The following is a 17,119-nucleotide window of genomic DNA, read 5'->3' as shown; positions in this document are numbered from 1 at the left end:
CAACGATTTAACTAGTTCGTTTTCAGCTTCAAAACCGTTACCGAATATGCAGGAAGATTCAATTGCTGATTTCCTTTTGTGATTTTATATTCGCTTGTTTTTGGGCTTATTTTTTTAGGTTCTACAAACGTATTTTCATCATTAACATTCGAACTTACAAGCGTAATTATACTTCCTTTTGAACCTAATTTTGCTCCTTTCAAATCAATAGAAACTTCTTGATTTGATGTTGATGTATTAACCAATTTCACAATAATTTCTTTTGTATTGACATCTTTTACTGCCGATGCATACAAATTATTTTGTCCGATTAAAGCTTTTCCATCTTGCGTAATAGTCAACAAATCTGTTCCTTTATTCGTTGAAAACAATTGTTGTACGTAATAATTCGCAGAACCATACGATTGAAGATTATTAAACCAAATCATATCTGGAGTCCATTGCCAAGCGTCTTCATGAGCCATTAAAGGCGCGTATGAAGTCATATTAACCACTTCTGCATTTCTTTCTAATCCAGTCATAAAAGCGGCTTCAGAAAATGCACATTCCCAATTGTTTCTGTTATTCGGATTGGCTCCAGAAACACTTTGAGCGGCATATTCTCCTGCAAATATTTTTGGACCTTTTCTGTCGTAATTATCATAACGGCCAGCATTTTCTCTAAACCATTTAGGACTTTCGTAATAATGCTCGTCTACCAATTCCGCATTCAGTTTTTTTAATTCTGTCATCGCATAATCAAAATGTTCACCTTTTGGTGAAGGTCCAGTTCCCGATACAATGATGATTTTTGGATATTTTGCTTTTATCGCTTTTTCAAAAACTTTGTAACGGTCAATATAATCTTTCCCCCATTGCTCATTACCAACGCCAATATATTTTAGATTGAATGGTTTTGGATGTCCCATATCCGAACGGAGTTTTCCCCATTTTGTGTTCACATCGCTATTGGCAAATTCAATCAAATCTAAAGCGTCCTGAATATACGGATCGAGTTCATCCATTGGAGCTAATTCTCCTGTGTTATATTGACACGCCATTCCGCAGCTTAAAATCGGAAGCGGTTCTGCTCCAATATCTTCTGAAAGCTGAAAATATTCAAAAAATCCTAATCCGAAACTTTGAAAATAATCTGGAGTTTGTTTGTGGTTGAATTCGACATTCCAACGGTTCATCATCGTTTTTCTTTCCTCTACATTTCCAACCGATTTTTTCCATTGGTAGCGATCAGACAATGTTCTTCCTTCTACAATACATCCGCCCGGAAAACGTAAAAATCCTGGTTTTACATCGTATAATAACTGAACAAGATCTTTTCTAAGTCCGTTTTTTCTACCTTTCCAAGTATCTTCTGGAAAGAGCGAAATCATATCCAAATCGATAGTTCCGTTTCCTTCAAAAGTGATTTTTAACTTTGCTTTGGCTTCCGTTTGAGTTGCTGTAAACTGTGAAGTGTAAGTATTCCATTGTTGTGAATTTGGGACAACACTCGTTTCGCCAATCACTTTTTGATCTTTATCAATTAACTGGAAAATGATTTTTTTAATTTCTCCTTTAGGATTGGCTGCTTTTAATGAAAGATTGTATTTCGCATCTTTCTTCACTCCCATTCCTCTAAATCCTTCATTGATTAAAGCATATCCTTTATCATTATTGATTTCAACTCTGCAAAAATTAGAATTGTTTTTTTCTTTCGAAAGATTGATTGGCAAAGCATTACCCGATTCTTTGTTCATCGAAGATCTTTTGGTATTTGGCTGTTCCCAACCCATCATTGGTTTATCAAATTCAAAAGAACGATTTTTAATCATTTCGGCATATAATCCGCCATCTGCAGCAAAATTGATGTCTTCAAAAAACAACCCAAACATCGTTGGCTGAATTTTGGCAATCGTTTTAGAAGCATCAACTTCTAAAGTCGCTTTTTGTGCATTGGTATAAAGACTGCTCAATAATAAACAGCCAAAAATGGATTTAGAAAGGAGGTTATTTTTCATAGTTTTTTGGAAATAGTCAGATGCTTATTTTTTTACGGCTTCTAATTTTTCAGGAAAAGCAGCCTGTCCGTCTAAATTAGTAATAATTAAAGAATCTACATTCTTACTTTCGACTGCATATTTAAAATAATCCGGTTTGTTTTTTCCCCATTGCACCGTACAATTCTGCACTTTGATGCGTTCTGCATTTTCAAAATAAAAACCCGAAGTACTTCCTTTTACAAAACCTTCCACATTTGCTGGACGTCTGTCGTATAATCCTCCCGGAAAAGAAGTTGTTTTATCCATAAAAACACTCACATTATCAAAAACAATATTCTGAATTTTGTCTTTAGATTCCCCGCTTACAAACACGCCGTTTTCTCCTGTGCATTGAATATTATAGAAATAGATATTTTTAATTTCACCTACTTTTCCTTCTGTTGCGCCTTTCGGAAAACGCCAGTTCGCATCTTTATGATTTCCTTTTGCTCTGCTGAAAGCCGTTACATAAATCGGTTCCGCTTTTCCCCACCAAGTATCTGTGTTTAATTTACTTTCTACAATAATGTTTGAAAAAATAACATCGCTTACGGTTCCTTCATCACGATTCTGGATTCCTAAAGCGCGGTTACTATTTTTAATAATACAATTATTGAAAACAACTTGTCTGATCGCATCCATATTTTCGGAACCAATTTTAATCGCGCAGCTGCTGCTCGTCATCGTACAATTGGTAACCGTGATATTTTCGCAGGCACCGAATTCTTCAAATTCCCTGCGGTTTTTTAAACAGATACAATCGTCACCGCTTTCGATATAACAATCGCTGATTCTAACATTTTTAGAATGATCCAAATCGATTCCGTCACTATTGCGGACTTTCAAGCTGTTCAATAAAGTAATCCCGCTGATGACAACATCGTTACAGCCCACCAAATGAATCGTCCAATACGCCGAATTCCCGATATGAACATCATGTATTCTAATGTTTTTTCCGCCGATAATCGTCAAAACGTGAGGTCTTGGATCTAAGACATTAAAAGGTTTCAAAACATAAGCATCTTCCTGTTCTTCACCCATAAAAGAAATTCCGTTTCCGTCTATTTTTCCGCTTCCGCTAATGGTAAAATCCTCAACATTTTCTCCTCCAATCCAAATCGTTCCTTCTCCCGGATTGGTTCTAAAAGCGCTTTTGGTATACAATTTCTCATCGGGACTCGCTAATAATTTTGCACCCGCTTCGATATGTAAATCTACTTTTGATTTCACGTCAAATGGTCCAGCCAAAAACGTAAACGGCGCTGGAATTAAAACTCTTCCGCCAGTTTTACTGCAAGCGTCAATGGCTTTTTGAATAGCAGCGGCATCGTTGGTTTTTCCGTCTCCTTTGGCTCCATATTTTTTAACGTCGTAAATCTTTTGTGCCGAAACAGTCAACGAAAGGCAGAAAATGATGAGTGCGATGATAGATTTCTTTTTCATTATATTTTGTTTTTTTTAATGCAGCAAAGACGCTAAGGCACTAAGTTTTTTTTAAAAGTATTTGTTATTTAATCTCGCAAAGGCGCAGAGTCGCAAAGTTTTTTTCTTTAAGTCTTTTTTATTCAATAAACTTTGCGTCTTCGCGTCTTTGCGAGCAATTTTTTTGTTTTTTTAATGCCACAAAGACACAAAGGCACTAAGTTTTTTCTTTAAATCTTCTTTATTAAATAAACTTTGTGCCTTAGCGTCTTCGTGGCAAAAAACTTTAACGCCCAGGCAAGTCAAACTTATTCTGTTCTGGTTCGATTTTTCTTTTCAAAGCTTCGCTGTCGAGATTACTTCCCGAAACATCTTTAAAAACAATCTGGTTCATTTTATCCGAAGGGACATCAATTTCCTTCATGGTCAAATCTTTCACATCATCAAAAACAAAAGCGGGGCGGAAATCTTCTTTATCCAAAACCAATTTGATATTTTTCATCTGGATTCCGTTGACGTGGCGCACATAAAATCCCCACGAAGGCAGTTCTCCAAACATCGTAAATTCAGGATAGCCGTTTATGTTTTCTTTGACATCTTTCAATCGGCTTAGCGGATGATATGCCATTCCTTTTGATGCTCTTCCCGGATAAATGATTTCTATATTTTCTAAAGTCACATTTTCGATCGAATGCCCCGGAATTCCGGCAATCGAAGACGGAAACGGATTATGGAAATAATCAACTTCCGGCCCGCGCATATCGTAATCAATATCCGGACGACCAAACGGAACTTGCACTTTTACATTTTTAACTGATACATTTTTGATATATCCCGCTTTTTCTCCATTTCGATGTCCTAAACGAATTAGAATTGCATTTCCAGTATTTACAGCCGTAATGTTAGAGACTTTGATATTTTCAATTTCTGCTCCATCCACAGATTCAATCGCAACCGCCGATCTAAAAGTGTCAAAAACTTTGACATTTTCAATCGTAACATTTTTGAAACTTCCGTAAGAACCTGTACCAAATTTCACGGCGTTGGCACTTGATCGAATCGTACAATTGCTAATATAAATGTTGTTATTGTGCAAACCAGGAACTTCAGATTTTAGGCAGATTCCGTCATCGGCTGTATTTACGTTACAATTCGTAATTCTAACATTTTCGCAGCCATCAACATCGATTCCGTCATTGTTCCAGTAGGCTCTGCTTTCTACTTTCATAAAATCAATGACAATATTTTTGCATTCTCTGAAACATTGTGTCCATCCCGGACTGTTTTTTAACGTAATCTGAGTCATGGTAATCGAATCACATTTTACAAACGAAATCAGTTTTCCTCTGCCATCTTCGGGACGCATTCTTCTGTAATTGTATTTTGGGTCAATTCGCACGCCTGTATGATGTAGACTGTCAATTGCCAAAGCCAATTCCCTGCCCTGTCCATCTATAATTCCTTTTCCGTTTACCGCAATATTCTTAGAATTATAAGCAATAACAAAAGCTCGAATTCCTTCATATTTTGGATAATCATCTGGATTGGTGCTTCCTAATAAAACAGCTCCATCTTCAAAAAATAATTCCACATTATCTTTTAAAACAACACTTCCAGACAGAAATGTTCCTTTAGAAAAAACCACTTTTCCACCTTTACTTTTATTCGCCGCGTCAATTGCTTTTTGGATTGCTTTTGTATTCAAGGTTTTTCCATCGGCTACAGCGCCATATTTTTTAATATCAAATACCTTCTGCGCCGAAACAGTCAGCGAAAGGCAAAAGATTAGGAGTGTAATTATAAAATTTCTTTTCATTTGTGTATATTTTTTAATCTCGCAAAGTCGCTAAGGCACAAAGTTTTTTAGCATTTTCTTTTCAATAAACTTTGCGTCATCGCGTCTTTGCGAGCTATTTTTAAGCTATTTTTTTATTCAATCTCGCAAAGTCGCAGAGTCGCTAAGTTTTTTTTCTTTTTTAAGCTTTTTTTAAATAAATCTTAGCGCCTTAGCGCCCTCGTGGCTAATAAAAATTACCAAAAAACGGTATATAATGCTACCAAAATGCCGCAGATGATAAAAGATCCGACAATAAACTCAGACGAAACTTTAAACATATTATTATCAACTTCTATCGCATGATTTTTTTCTTCTTCTTCTTCTGAAACTGGTTTCGCCAGACTAATTCCGACCATTAAAAAGACAATGATGAAGAAAACTATCGTCATTCTGTCTAAGAAAGGATAATCAGGGAAAGCCCCTTCTGTCCACATTGGAAGGAATTTTAAAACTGCTGCAATCGGCACCGTCAATAATGCTCCAGCTAATCCAGCAGTTGGCGTTGTTTTTTTCCAGAACATTCCCAATAAAAAAATCGCCAAAACTCCCGGAGAGAAAAAGCCAACATATTCCTGAATAAACTGATACGCCTGATCCAAAGTTTTTAAAGCCGGAGCAACAAAAGCTGCTATAATCATGCAAACTACAACACACCATCTTCCGGTACGAACCAGTTTTTTTTCTGATGCCTGCGAATTGAAATATTTTTTATAAATATCTAAAGAAAAAATCGTCGAAATACTATTGGCTTTTCCGGCCAAAGAAGCTACAATTGCTGCTGTCAAGGCTGCCAGAGCCACACCTTTTAAGCCCGCTGGAAGTAAATTCATTAAAGTTGGATACGCATGATCCGGTTTTAAAACACCTGCGGCATCAACCATTTCTTGTTGAAATGTTCCATTTTGATGCATTACAAACATGGCAATTCCAGGTAAAACGGCAATAATTGGCACTAATAATTTTAAGAAAGCGGCAAATAAAATTCCTTTACGGGCTGTTTTTAAATCGGCTCCTAAAGCTCTCTGAACAATATATTGATTACATCCCCAATATGCCAGATTGTTGATTAACATTCCGCCAACCAAAACCGACATCCCCGGAAGTTCATTGTAATGCGGATTGGATTCGTCTAAAATCATATGCAAATGATCTGGCGCCTGATCTGCTATTACGGCAAGGCCTTTTAGAATATCTTTTCCAAAACCAAACTGATCTGAAAGTAACGTTAATGCTAAATATGTGGTTACTAAACCTCCCAAAATCAAAACGATAACCTGAAACATATCGGTATAACCAATTACTTTCATACCGCCTAAAGTTACGATTACGGAGAATAAACTCAACCCAATAACACAAAACTGAAAGCTTACAGGAGCAATCGAAGAAATCGCCAAAGCGCCCAAATAAATGATTGAAGTAAGATTCACAAAAACATAAATCAACAGCCAAATAATCGCCATAATGGTACTCACGGTGCCGCTGTATCTTTTTGCCAAGAATTGAGGCATAGTGAATATTCTGTTTTTAAGATAAATTGGCAGGATAAACATCGCTACAATAATCAAAGTAGCGGCAGACATCCATTCGTAAGAAGCAATCGCCAGTCCGATCGCAAAACCCGAACCGCTCATTCCGATAAAATGCTCTGCTGAAATATTAGAAGCAATTAAAGAAGCTCCAATTGCCCACCAAGTAAGGGATCCTTCGGCTAAAAAATATTCGTTTGAACTCGTTGCAGCTGTTTTTTTGCTTCGGTAAATATACATCCCATAGGCGGTAACTATGACAAAGTATATGAAGAAAACAATGTAATCTGCGGTTTGTAATACATTCATAATGTGTGGTTATTGTGTGGTTAGATAGTAAAATGTATTTTAAAATTTAATATGTCAAATTTTTAGAAACCATTTTCTTTTGTATAAAAAGTAAAGCAGTAAAAGCTGTATGACGGTTACGGATAAAGCAGCAAAAAAAGGCTGCCAGATAAATGGCGTAAATTGTATCAATCCACCAAAAACATAATCTGCGGTATGTTTAAAATCGACTAATCCTTCTGCAGCAATGTAAATTAAAATCGAATTTGAACCGATTAATATTAATGGAAATGCCCATTTATGGAAACCCAATAAATCAATAATCACATAAAAAAAGACAAAAAACAAAATACTGAATCCGCCGACAAAACACACAAAAGAGCTTGTCCATAAATGTTTATTGATTGGAAAATTAATATCCCAAATCAAACCTGCAAAAATCAAGATCACAGCCGTTAAAGCCATTAACAGCAATCTAATTTTTATTGAAAAAGAACATTTTACTTTTAAAAAAGTTCCGATAAAAACACCTAATAAAGCGGTTGAAATTGCAGGAAGAGTCGAAAATATTCCTTCAGGATCATAAACGGTGCTGTGCAATCTCCCAGGTAAAAGTAAACGATCGATATAACCTTCTAAAGATCCTTCTTTAGTTAAAACTCCTGCTCCAAAATCAGGAACGGGAATAAATTTCATTGCTGCGTAATATCCAATCAAGATTCCGAAAAACCAGATTAACTGTTTTTTAAAGTCAAAATTCAAATAGATAATTCCGGCAAAAAACCAAGCCAGTCCAATTCTTCCCAAAACGCTTGCCAAACGCGTATGATCTAAACCTTCAAATCGCAATAAACCATTTACTACAAATCCTAAAACCAATAAGATAGCGGTTCTTCGGAGCATGGATAAATATATTTTTCGCTTTTCTTCTTTAGGCAAATCTTTTGCCGATTTTACGCCAGCCAAATGTATTTTCTTCTCAAAAGAAAAAGGCATTGAAACTCCTGCAACAAATAGAAATACCGGAAAAATCATGTCATAAAATGTGATTCCGTTCCATTCGGCATGATGCAATTGTGACGACATCCAGATAAAAACCGGAATCGGAGCCGCTTTGGCCAGAGCGTGAATAACATGCTCTCCGCTCATAATCCAAAACATCACAAAACCGCGCAGGGCATCTAAAGAAATTAATCTTCCAGTTGTATTGTTACTCATTTTTTTACTATTCAGTGGTCAGTGGTTAGTGTTCAGTTGATATATAGTGATCAGTGTTCAGCTTTTTTTTAGAGTTCAGTGTTAAACGCAACGACACTGAATACTTTTAGCCTGATCACTGATCACTTTCAAAAAAGTGGTTTAATAACAAATCCGTAGCTGTATTCACTTTGTTTTAATTGATATTGTTCATGCGGTGGTGCTCCCCAGCTGTTGTCACCTCCAATTCCGCGTTGCGTTAAGTCGACACAGACCACAACTTCATTTCTTGGTGTGATGTCGCTGGAATGGATATTCTTTTTTGAAATTCCGCCGTCAAAATCACTCGGATAATTATTCAAAGTGCTCATTCCTAAAGGTTGCAGACCTTTTATCTCCAGGCCGTTTCCTTTGTTGCCTGACAATCTAAACCAGCGTATATCGGTCTTGTATCCATTTTCTTGTGGGCGTGTATAAGGCACATATTGGTCTGCAACTTTACTAGTATAAATTCCTTTGAATGAAGATGTTTTTCTGTCCGGATAATTTTCTAAAGGTCCTCTTCCGTAATAATCCAGATTTTCTAAGCTGTTTTTTAAAGTGAAAATCATTCCGAAACGCGGTAACTCCGGAACCGGATTATTTCCTTTTTTATATGAAGCCTGAATTTCTAACGCTCCGTCATTTCCTAAAGCATATTTGATCGTATAATCTGAAGCAACATCGTTTAGTTTTAATTTTGCAACGATATATTTTTTACCATTTTCTTCACTTTGCTGAATGCTTTCTAAAGAAGTATTTTTTCCGGCCGTTCTCCAGACATTCGTTCTAATCTGCATTTTGTTTCCGATGTCATTATCGGTCGGCGCTCTCCAGAAATTAGGTTCCGGATATTGTTTGAAATACTCTTCGCCTTTCATGCTGTAATACGAAATCAATCCAGTCGTTTTACTGATTTTAACCGTAACAGTAGAAGAAGTCAAAACAAACTGATCTTTCTCGTCCTGAACTTTTGAAGTTCCTGCATTTTCAGATTTTGCGAAATATTTTCCGTCTTCAATTACAAATTGTTCTTTGGCAATTTCAAAATTTTGAGGCATTAATTCTGAACCTGTTTTCGTGTAAGCAAAAACATTCAATAAATATTCTTTTCCTTCTTTTGATTCTATTTTTGGAAGATCAAGTTTAAATTGTTTCTTCGTTTTTGGATCCAAAGCAACCGCAAATGTTCCTTCTTTAATTACTTTTCCGTTTTCTAAAACTTCGTATCTAAATCCGTATTTACTCAGATTTGTAAAGCCAAAATCATTATTAATTTCAATTAATCCGTTTTTGATGTCAATTGCTTTGAATAAAATATTCTGATAGACTTTTTTTACTTCAAAAGCTCCTGGATGCGGTGTTCTGTCCGCATAAACCAATCCGTTGTGGCAGAAATTTTCATCATTTAAATAATTCTGACTTCCCATATCTCCGCCGTAAGCCCAGTATTCTCTGCCGGCTTCGTCTTTTCTTTTATAGCCTTGGTCAACCCAATCCCAGATAAATCCGCCCTGCATATTTTTGCTTCCGCGAATGATATCCCAGTATTCCTGAAAGTTTCCACTGCTGTTTCCCATTGCATGCGAATACTCACACATAATGTACGGACGGCTCACTTCTTTTCTTGAAGCGTATTCTTTCATGTATTCGATCGTTGGGTACATCGGACAAACGATATCGGTATTTTCGTTTTCTTTTGCCTGTTCAAACTGAACCAAACGAGAATTATCTCTCTTTTTAATCCATTTGTAAGCTTCGTGAAAAACAGGTCCGTTGGCACTTTCATTTCCTAAAGACCAGATAATTACCGACGGCATATTTTTGTCTCGTTCCACCAAACTGTAAATTCTGTCCAAATGTGCTTCTCTCCATTCTGGAAGAAACCCTGGATTCGTTTTTGGATTCATCCAAATTAACGGCTGTCCTTCAACTCCCATTCCATGACTTTCAATATTGGCTTCATCCACCAAAAATAAACCGTATTTATTACATAATTTTACCCATAAAATATTGTTCGGATAATGACTGCAACGAACCGAATTAATATTCAGCTGCTTCATCATTTTGATGTCTTTCATCATCGTAGCTTCATCCTGATAATGTCCCGTTTCAGGATTGTGTTCGTGGATGTTTACACCATGAACCATTAATCGAACGCCGTTTACCAATAATTGACCGCCTTTTAATTCTACTTTTCTAAATCCGATTTGTGTTCCAACTGTTTCTACAAGTTCGCCTTTTGCATTTTTTAAAGTCAAAACCAACGTATACAAATTCGGATTTTCACTGCTCCATAATTTTGGACTGGAAACATTCTGAGCAAAATTTAAAGTCTGAATTTTCGAAGCTTCAAAATTGACATTCAGTTCTTTTGTAAAAACATTTTTTCCAGAAGCATCAATCAATTTGGCAATCAATTTTTGATTATTAACTGGAGTTAAAGTCAGGTTTTTCAAACTTACTTCTACATTTAAACTTCCGTTTTTGTATTTGGCATCTAAATCTGGTTTAGCAAAAAAGTCTGCAATACGAACATTATCTGTGCTGTATAGATATACATTTCGGTCAATTCCCGAAAGTCTCCACATATCCTGATCTTCCAGATACGAACCATCGCTCCATCTATAAACTTCTATCGCTATATCATTTTTTCCAGGTTTTAAATATTTCGAAATATCAAATTCGGCTGGACTTTTAGTATTTTCAGTATAACCTGCTTTTTGTCCATTCACCCAAATATACATAGCAGCTGTTCCTGCTTCGAAATGAAGAAAAACGTGACGGTTTTTCCAGTTTTCTGGCAGTACAAAATCTCTTTTATAAGACCCGACAGGATTATCCGAATGATTGATAAAAGGCGGATTTTTTTCGAATGGATAGGTGATGTTCGTATAAATCGGCACGCCATAACCATGCAGTTCCCAATTGGAAGGCACCTGAAGTTCGTTCCAATGCAAAGTGCTGAAATCGGTTTTATAAAAATCTTTTGGACGCTGATCCGGCGTTGGTGACCAAGCAAATTTCCATTTTCCGTTTAAAGAAAAATACCAAGGTGAATTTTCATATTTATCAATAATAGCCGAAGTTTCGTCTGCATACGGAAGAAAAGCAGCACGAGCCGGTTCTCTGTTAATTTGAAAAACTTCTGGATTTTCCCAATCGTTACGGTCTTTTTCCTGAGCCGAAATTCCTGCCGTGAAAAGCAGTAAAAGGCTTATAAAAAATATTTTGGTTTTGGTTATCTGCATTTGTTTTTGGTTTAGATAGCGGGTATTTTTTTTAAACACATAGAATCATAGTTTCTCGTTGTCTAAAAAGGCGTTTCACTCACTTCAATACACATAGCTATGTGTTAGAAACTAGTTTCTTTCAATTATCTTTTCTGCGCTCAAAAAAAAATCTATGTTTCTATGTGTTTAAATTAACTTTTTAAAACTTCAATTTTTCCGGCAAATATTTAGCAACTAATTCTTTATAATAAGGAAGCAATGCCTGAACATCTGGTTTTACCGGCGCTTTTGTATACAAATCGTAAGGATTGAATTTTCGAACCCAGTCAAACATTTCGATGTCTTTTTCATTCATTAAATGAGCATACGCATTTTCTTTGTGCTGAGAATAGAATGAATGATAACGAATCATATATAAAGCCGGATCCGGAAGATAATCTTTCATAATCTGGTACAAATATTCGTCGTGTCCCCAGCTCATTTTTACATTATCCAATCCGCAGTTTTCGGTGTAAATACCCAATTTGGTATTGAATCTCTCGTCTGTAAAATCTGGATTTTCTTTAAAAAATTCTGAGTACACAATTTTATCCGAATACGCACATCCAACCGGAAACGTATCGCCAACAACAGCCCATTGCGGTTCTCCAAACAAACATAAAACTTTACCCAAATCATGAATAAATCCTGTCAATACAAACCAATCCGGATGACCGTCTGCGCGAATGGCTTCTGACGTTTGTAAAAGGTGTTGTGTTTGGTCTAAGTCAATATCCGGGTCACTGTCGTCTACAAGCGTGTTTAAAAACTCAACAGCTTCCCAGATTGACATTTCTTTTCTATTAAACTGCAGAAAATCCTGTTCTTTACTGCATACAAAATCGTAAGTCTGATACGTGTGGTTTATTCTGTAAAACTCTTTAACTGTTTCTACTCTTTCCGAATCGACATAATTTCTAAATTCTTCTTTCTGCTTTTCTTTTACCTCTTCATTCTCTTCAGATGGATCCGGATATCGCATTAACAAATCATCTTCCCACTCATCTAAATTATTCAACGGATTGTCTGTATCTATATGCTTTTTCATAATGCTAAATAGTTAAAAGTTAGAAGACAAAAATAGAATTACATCTACGTTTCAAAATGGATTAATACATCAAAAACATGGATAAAATTGATTATCGTAGGAATTTTATGCTGTAAAATAAGTTTTTCTGTTTTTTTTGTCATTCCGAGTAACGAGGAATCACACGCGGGATTCGATAAAGATTGGCGATTACTAGTACGGAATTTCTAGTGTGATTCCTCGTTCCTCGGAATGACAAAACGATGCGGAGTTGGATTATGGAATTAGATTGCGTCTATATTATTCCTCCGTGGTTGAAACCACGTGAAAGCAATGAGATGAAAAAATTAGTGCAAATTCATGTATCCCGATAGCTATCGGGAATGGCAAAAGAAAAATCCTTTTTAATCAATCAAATCTGTGGCAGAAACAAAAAAACTAATTAATCAATTTACTCGGAGGAAAACCAAACTGTTTTTTAAAACAACGGCTGAAATACAACGGATCATTAAATCCAACCAAATCGGTTACTTCAGAAACATTGTATTTTTTGGTTTTGAGCAATTCTGCTGATTTCTTTAAACGAATCGTTCTAATGAATTCATTTGGAGCTAAATCCGTCAACTCTTTGATTTTTCGATATAATTTAGAAGAACTTACACCCAATTTATCACAAAGGAAATCAGTAGAAAGTTCTACATCGCTTAAATTATCGTTGATTAAATTGGTTACTTTTTCCATAAATTCCTCATCGATTGGCGAATGTGTTAATGTGCTCACATTGCTTTCGACTTCGCCAGAGAATTTTTGTTTGAGTTCTAATCTCGATTTAATCATATTTTCTATGACCGTTTTCAATAATAAAGGTTCAAAAGGTTTCACCAGATAACCATCGGCACCAATGTCGTAACCTTTTACTTTATCCATATTTTCTCCGAGTGCCGTCAGCATTACAACCGGAATATGACTTATGAATTCGTCATTTTTTAATTGCTGGCAGAATTCTAATCCGTCCATAACCGGCATCATAACGTCTGTAACGCATAAAATAGGTTTTATTTGTCGGCAGATTTTCAAGCCTTCTTCCCCATTTTCGGCTTCATACACTTTGTAATAATCTGATAAATAATCAACCAGATATTTTCTAAGTTCTGAGTTGTCTTCAATAACCAGAATCTTTTCTTTTAAATCGGTATTCTGAATGACTTTTTTAGCCTTTTTTTCAGGAATCAGCATACTCTGATTATCATTTTTCAAAGCATATTCAAAGACTTCTTTCATTTCGTAAGCCGAGCGGTCAATCGGAAGTTCTACTCTAAATGTACTTCCCTTTCCTGGCGTGCTTTCTACCGAAATAGTTCCTTTATGAATCGCCACCAAAGATTTCACCAACGACAATCCGATTCCAGAACCTGTATTATTCGCTTTACTGTTGGTTGCCTGATAAAAACGTTTGAAGATTTTCTCCTGACTTTTCTGCGGAATCCCAATTCCGTCATCCGTCACTTCAATAACTAAAATATCTTCAACGGTATCTTTTAGTCTGACAAACAAATCGACATTTCCATTTTTGTTGGTAAACTTCAAGGCATTCGAAAGCAAATTGTATAAAATCTTATCGTACTTATCATTATCCAGCCAGCCTTCGATTGTTTCATCTTCAGAAATAAAATTGAGCTTAATCTTTTTGTCATAAGCCATTTCTTTAAACGAATCAAAGATGTTTTTCGAATACGATAAAATATCCGTTTTCGTTACTTTCAATTTTAATTCTCCAGATTGTGCTTTTCTAAAATCCAAAACCTGATTTACCAGATTTAGCAATCTACTCGCATTTTGATAAATCAAATTGTAACGGCTTTTTTCATAATCCGTTGCATGACTGCTTTCGTCCAAAAGCTGTTTTGCCGGACCTAAAATCAGCGTTAAAGGCGTTCTTAATTCATGCGAAATATTCGTAAAGAAACGTAACTTTTCATTGTTTAATTTGATGTCGTGTTCTCTGTTTACTTTCTCCGTAAGCAATTCTTGTTTCAAACGAATTCGGTTTTTGATTTCTTTTCTGATGAAATAGAAAATTCCGAATAAAAGTGCGAAAAACAGTAAAAACGAAGTCGGCGTCAACCAGAACGGAGGCAGGATTTTTATTTTATACGAAACCGTTTTACTCCAATATCCATCGCTGTTGCTGGAACGAATTTTAAACGTATAATTTCCTGGATAAAGGTTGGTGTACTGTACAATTCTTGACAAACTGGTTGTTGTAATCCAATGTTTATCAAAACCTTCGAGCATATATTGAAACTTATTCAATTTCTCATTGGCAAAAGACGGAGCCGAAAACTGTATCGAAAAGTTGCGGTTTTTATGACTTAATTCTATTTCTTTTCCATAATTCAAATCGGTTAAAAGCGGTACTTCTCCATTGATTTCCATTTCTGGTAAAACTTCTTCGTTCTGAATTTTAAACTCAGAAATAACAGGTTCTGGCGACCATTTATTTCTTTTCATTTCCGGTGGCGAAAAAGAAATAATTCCGTTTTTTCCACCCAGAAAAATATTCGAATTATTAAAATAAAAGAATCCGCTTGCGCTAAAAACGTCCAGCCTGTTTCCACTATTTACGTGATAAATACTGATTTCTTTCAGATTCGACTTAACAAAAGCAATATTATTATTGTTGATGTTCAGCCATAGATTTCCATTGGCATCCGACAAAATATCGGTAATCCATTTTCCTGAAAGTTCTTTTAGATTTTTAACAGGTTCAAATTCATTCTTTTTCGGATTAAACAAACACAATCCAAAACGCGTTGAAGCCCAAATTTTTCCCTTTACATCAACCAAAACATCGCTCACATTTTCGTCATGCGGAACCCCTTTTTCTTTGATAAATAAAGAAGAATACGTTTCTATTTTTCCTGACGCAATGCCGTATTTTACAACTCCGGTTTCAGTCGCAAACCAAATATTATTTTTCGCATCTCTTTCAATTGCATTGATCTGAAAACCAGGCAAAAGTTTTCCTATTGAATGGTCTATTTGTAACGTTTTGGTATTCAGAATAACAGCGCCTTCACCAAAAGATCCGACAATCATCAAATCATCCGAAATTTTATTAAAAGCAAAAACCGGCGATTTTTCAAAACCTGCACTTATTTCTCTCGAAGAATTCGTTAAATAATTATAAACCAGAATATTTCCGTCCCACAAACCGCAGTAAAAAATCTTTCCGTCTTCCGAATAAATACTCGCAATATCTTTTCCTGTATTGTGTAAAGGCGTTGAACTTTTGGTATTCGAAATATAAAGTCCGTTGTGATAAGTCGCTACAATAATTTTTTGATCGTAAGTTTTGGCAAAACCACGAATTCGCGGTGCCTGATTGCCAATTGAACGCGAAATATCTTTGTTTAAAGTAAACTGATTTTCGTACGGATCGTATTTGTCCAAACCGTCTTCCGTTCCAATCCACAATACGCCTGAAGCGTCAAAATAAAGTGCCGAAATTAAGTTATCAATCAGCGAAGTATCATCAGAAAGAATCGAATAATACCATTTGTAATTGCCTTTTTGAATGTCTTCTAACTGATCGCAAACCAATAATCCGCCCAAAGTTCCCACCCAATATTTTCCGTCCGGAGCACGCGCAACCGATAAAAAATACGGACCTAAAGCGCCTCGAATCTGTTTGTTTTCAATATATAAATTAACAAACTTATTTTTAGCTTTATCGAGTTTGTATAAACCTTCGCGTGTTCCGACAAAAATATCCGATTTGGCATCTTCATAAATAAAATTCAGATACGGATTTTTAATGTTTGAATTGGGTACAGAAAGCGTATAAGTGTTGATTCTGACGATTGCTCCTTTGGCATCGAGTGTGATTTTTACAACACCGCTTTTCTCGTAACTTCCAACCCAGATATTGCCTTTTTTGTCTTCAAAAATGGATTTTACGTAATCAAAACCTTTAATGTCGATTTTTTCGAATCGGTTTTCATTCAAAAAGAACAAATACATTCCTTTTGTTTTCGTTCCGACCCAGACTCTTTTAAATTTATCTACGTAGACAGATCTCACTTCATCATCCGGCAAACTGTTTGGATCATTTTTTTTATTGAAAAAAGTGGTAAAAACATGCGTATCCATTCTGAAAAGTGTCAGCCCTTTTCGCGTACCAATCCATAAATGGTTCGATTTTTCGTCGAGTTCTAAAGCCGTAATATCGTCATTGTACAACTTATTTTTTCCGGGCGTAGAACTCATGTAGTTTTTAAACTGATACCCGTCAAAACGATTTAATCCGGAGAATGTTCCGAACCACATAAACCCCTTTTTATCCTGTACAATATGGCGTACCGAATTATGAGACAATCCGTTATTGTCGTTGTAATGCGCAAATTTTATATTCTGTGAATACGAATGATAAAAAAAGGCAGATAACAAGAATAATAAAATGGATTTTTGGCTCATAAAAATAAATTATAAAT

Annotated in this window: 8 protein-coding genes; all 8 read right to left on the bottom strand. The window is 35.7% G+C overall.

Annotated features, from left to right (window positions below; all coding sequences use genetic code 11):
* Positions 1-11 precede the first annotated feature (11 nt).
* The 8 genes from ABD859_RS21790 to ABD859_RS21755 all read right to left on the bottom strand — a co-directional run bounded on the left by ABD859_RS21790 (position 12) and on the right by ABD859_RS21755 (position 17,102).
* Positions 12-1,997, bottom strand: coding sequence for an alpha-L-arabinofuranosidase C-terminal domain-containing protein (locus ABD859_RS21790; protein WP_345146841.1), 1,986 nt, complete (start codon positions 1,995-1,997; stop codon positions 12-14).
* A gap of 24 nt (positions 1,998-2,021) precedes the next feature.
* Positions 2,022-3,461, bottom strand: coding sequence for a glycoside hydrolase family 28 protein (locus tag ABD859_RS21785; RefSeq protein ID WP_345146840.1), 1,440 nt, complete (start codon positions 3,459-3,461; stop codon positions 2,022-2,024).
* Between the two features lie 265 nt (positions 3,462-3,726).
* On the bottom strand, positions 3,727-5,256 hold the full coding sequence (locus ABD859_RS21780) for a glycoside hydrolase family 28 protein (protein WP_345146839.1): 1,530 nt from the start codon (positions 5,254-5,256) through the stop codon (positions 3,727-3,729).
* A gap of 215 nt (positions 5,257-5,471) precedes the next feature.
* Entirely contained in the window at positions 5,472-7,112 is a 1,641-nt protein-coding gene (locus ABD859_RS21775; protein WP_345146838.1) for a sodium/sugar symporter, read from the bottom strand.
* Between the two features lie 54 nt (positions 7,113-7,166).
* A complete protein-coding gene (locus ABD859_RS21770; protein WP_345146837.1) occupies positions 7,167-8,309 on the bottom strand; it encodes an acyltransferase family protein in 1,143 nt (380 codons plus the stop codon).
* 128 nt (positions 8,310-8,437) lie between these two features.
* Positions 8,438-11,578 (bottom strand): beta-galactosidase, LacZ type, encoded by a 3,141-nt coding sequence (lacZ, locus tag ABD859_RS21765; protein ID WP_345146836.1) that lies wholly within the window; start codon positions 11,576-11,578, stop codon positions 8,438-8,440.
* A 181-nt stretch (positions 11,579-11,759) separates the two neighbouring features.
* On the bottom strand, positions 11,760-12,647 hold the full coding sequence (locus ABD859_RS21760; protein WP_345146834.1) for an inositol oxygenase family protein: 888 nt from the start codon (positions 12,645-12,647) through the stop codon (positions 11,760-11,762).
* A 417-nt stretch (positions 12,648-13,064) separates the two neighbouring features.
* Positions 13,065-17,102, bottom strand: a complete 4,038-nt coding sequence (locus tag ABD859_RS21755; protein ID WP_345146833.1) for a hybrid sensor histidine kinase/response regulator transcription factor — start codon at positions 17,100-17,102, stop codon at positions 13,065-13,067.
* Positions 17,103-17,119: the final 17 nt, after the last annotated feature.

Origin of the sequence: Flavobacterium ginsengiterrae (genome assembly GCF_039539785.1) — a bacterium.
In the GTDB taxonomy this organism is placed as follows: domain Bacteria; phylum Bacteroidota; class Bacteroidia; order Flavobacteriales; family Flavobacteriaceae; genus Flavobacterium; species Flavobacterium ginsengiterrae.
This window is presented reverse-complemented; position numbering and strand designations above follow the sequence as displayed.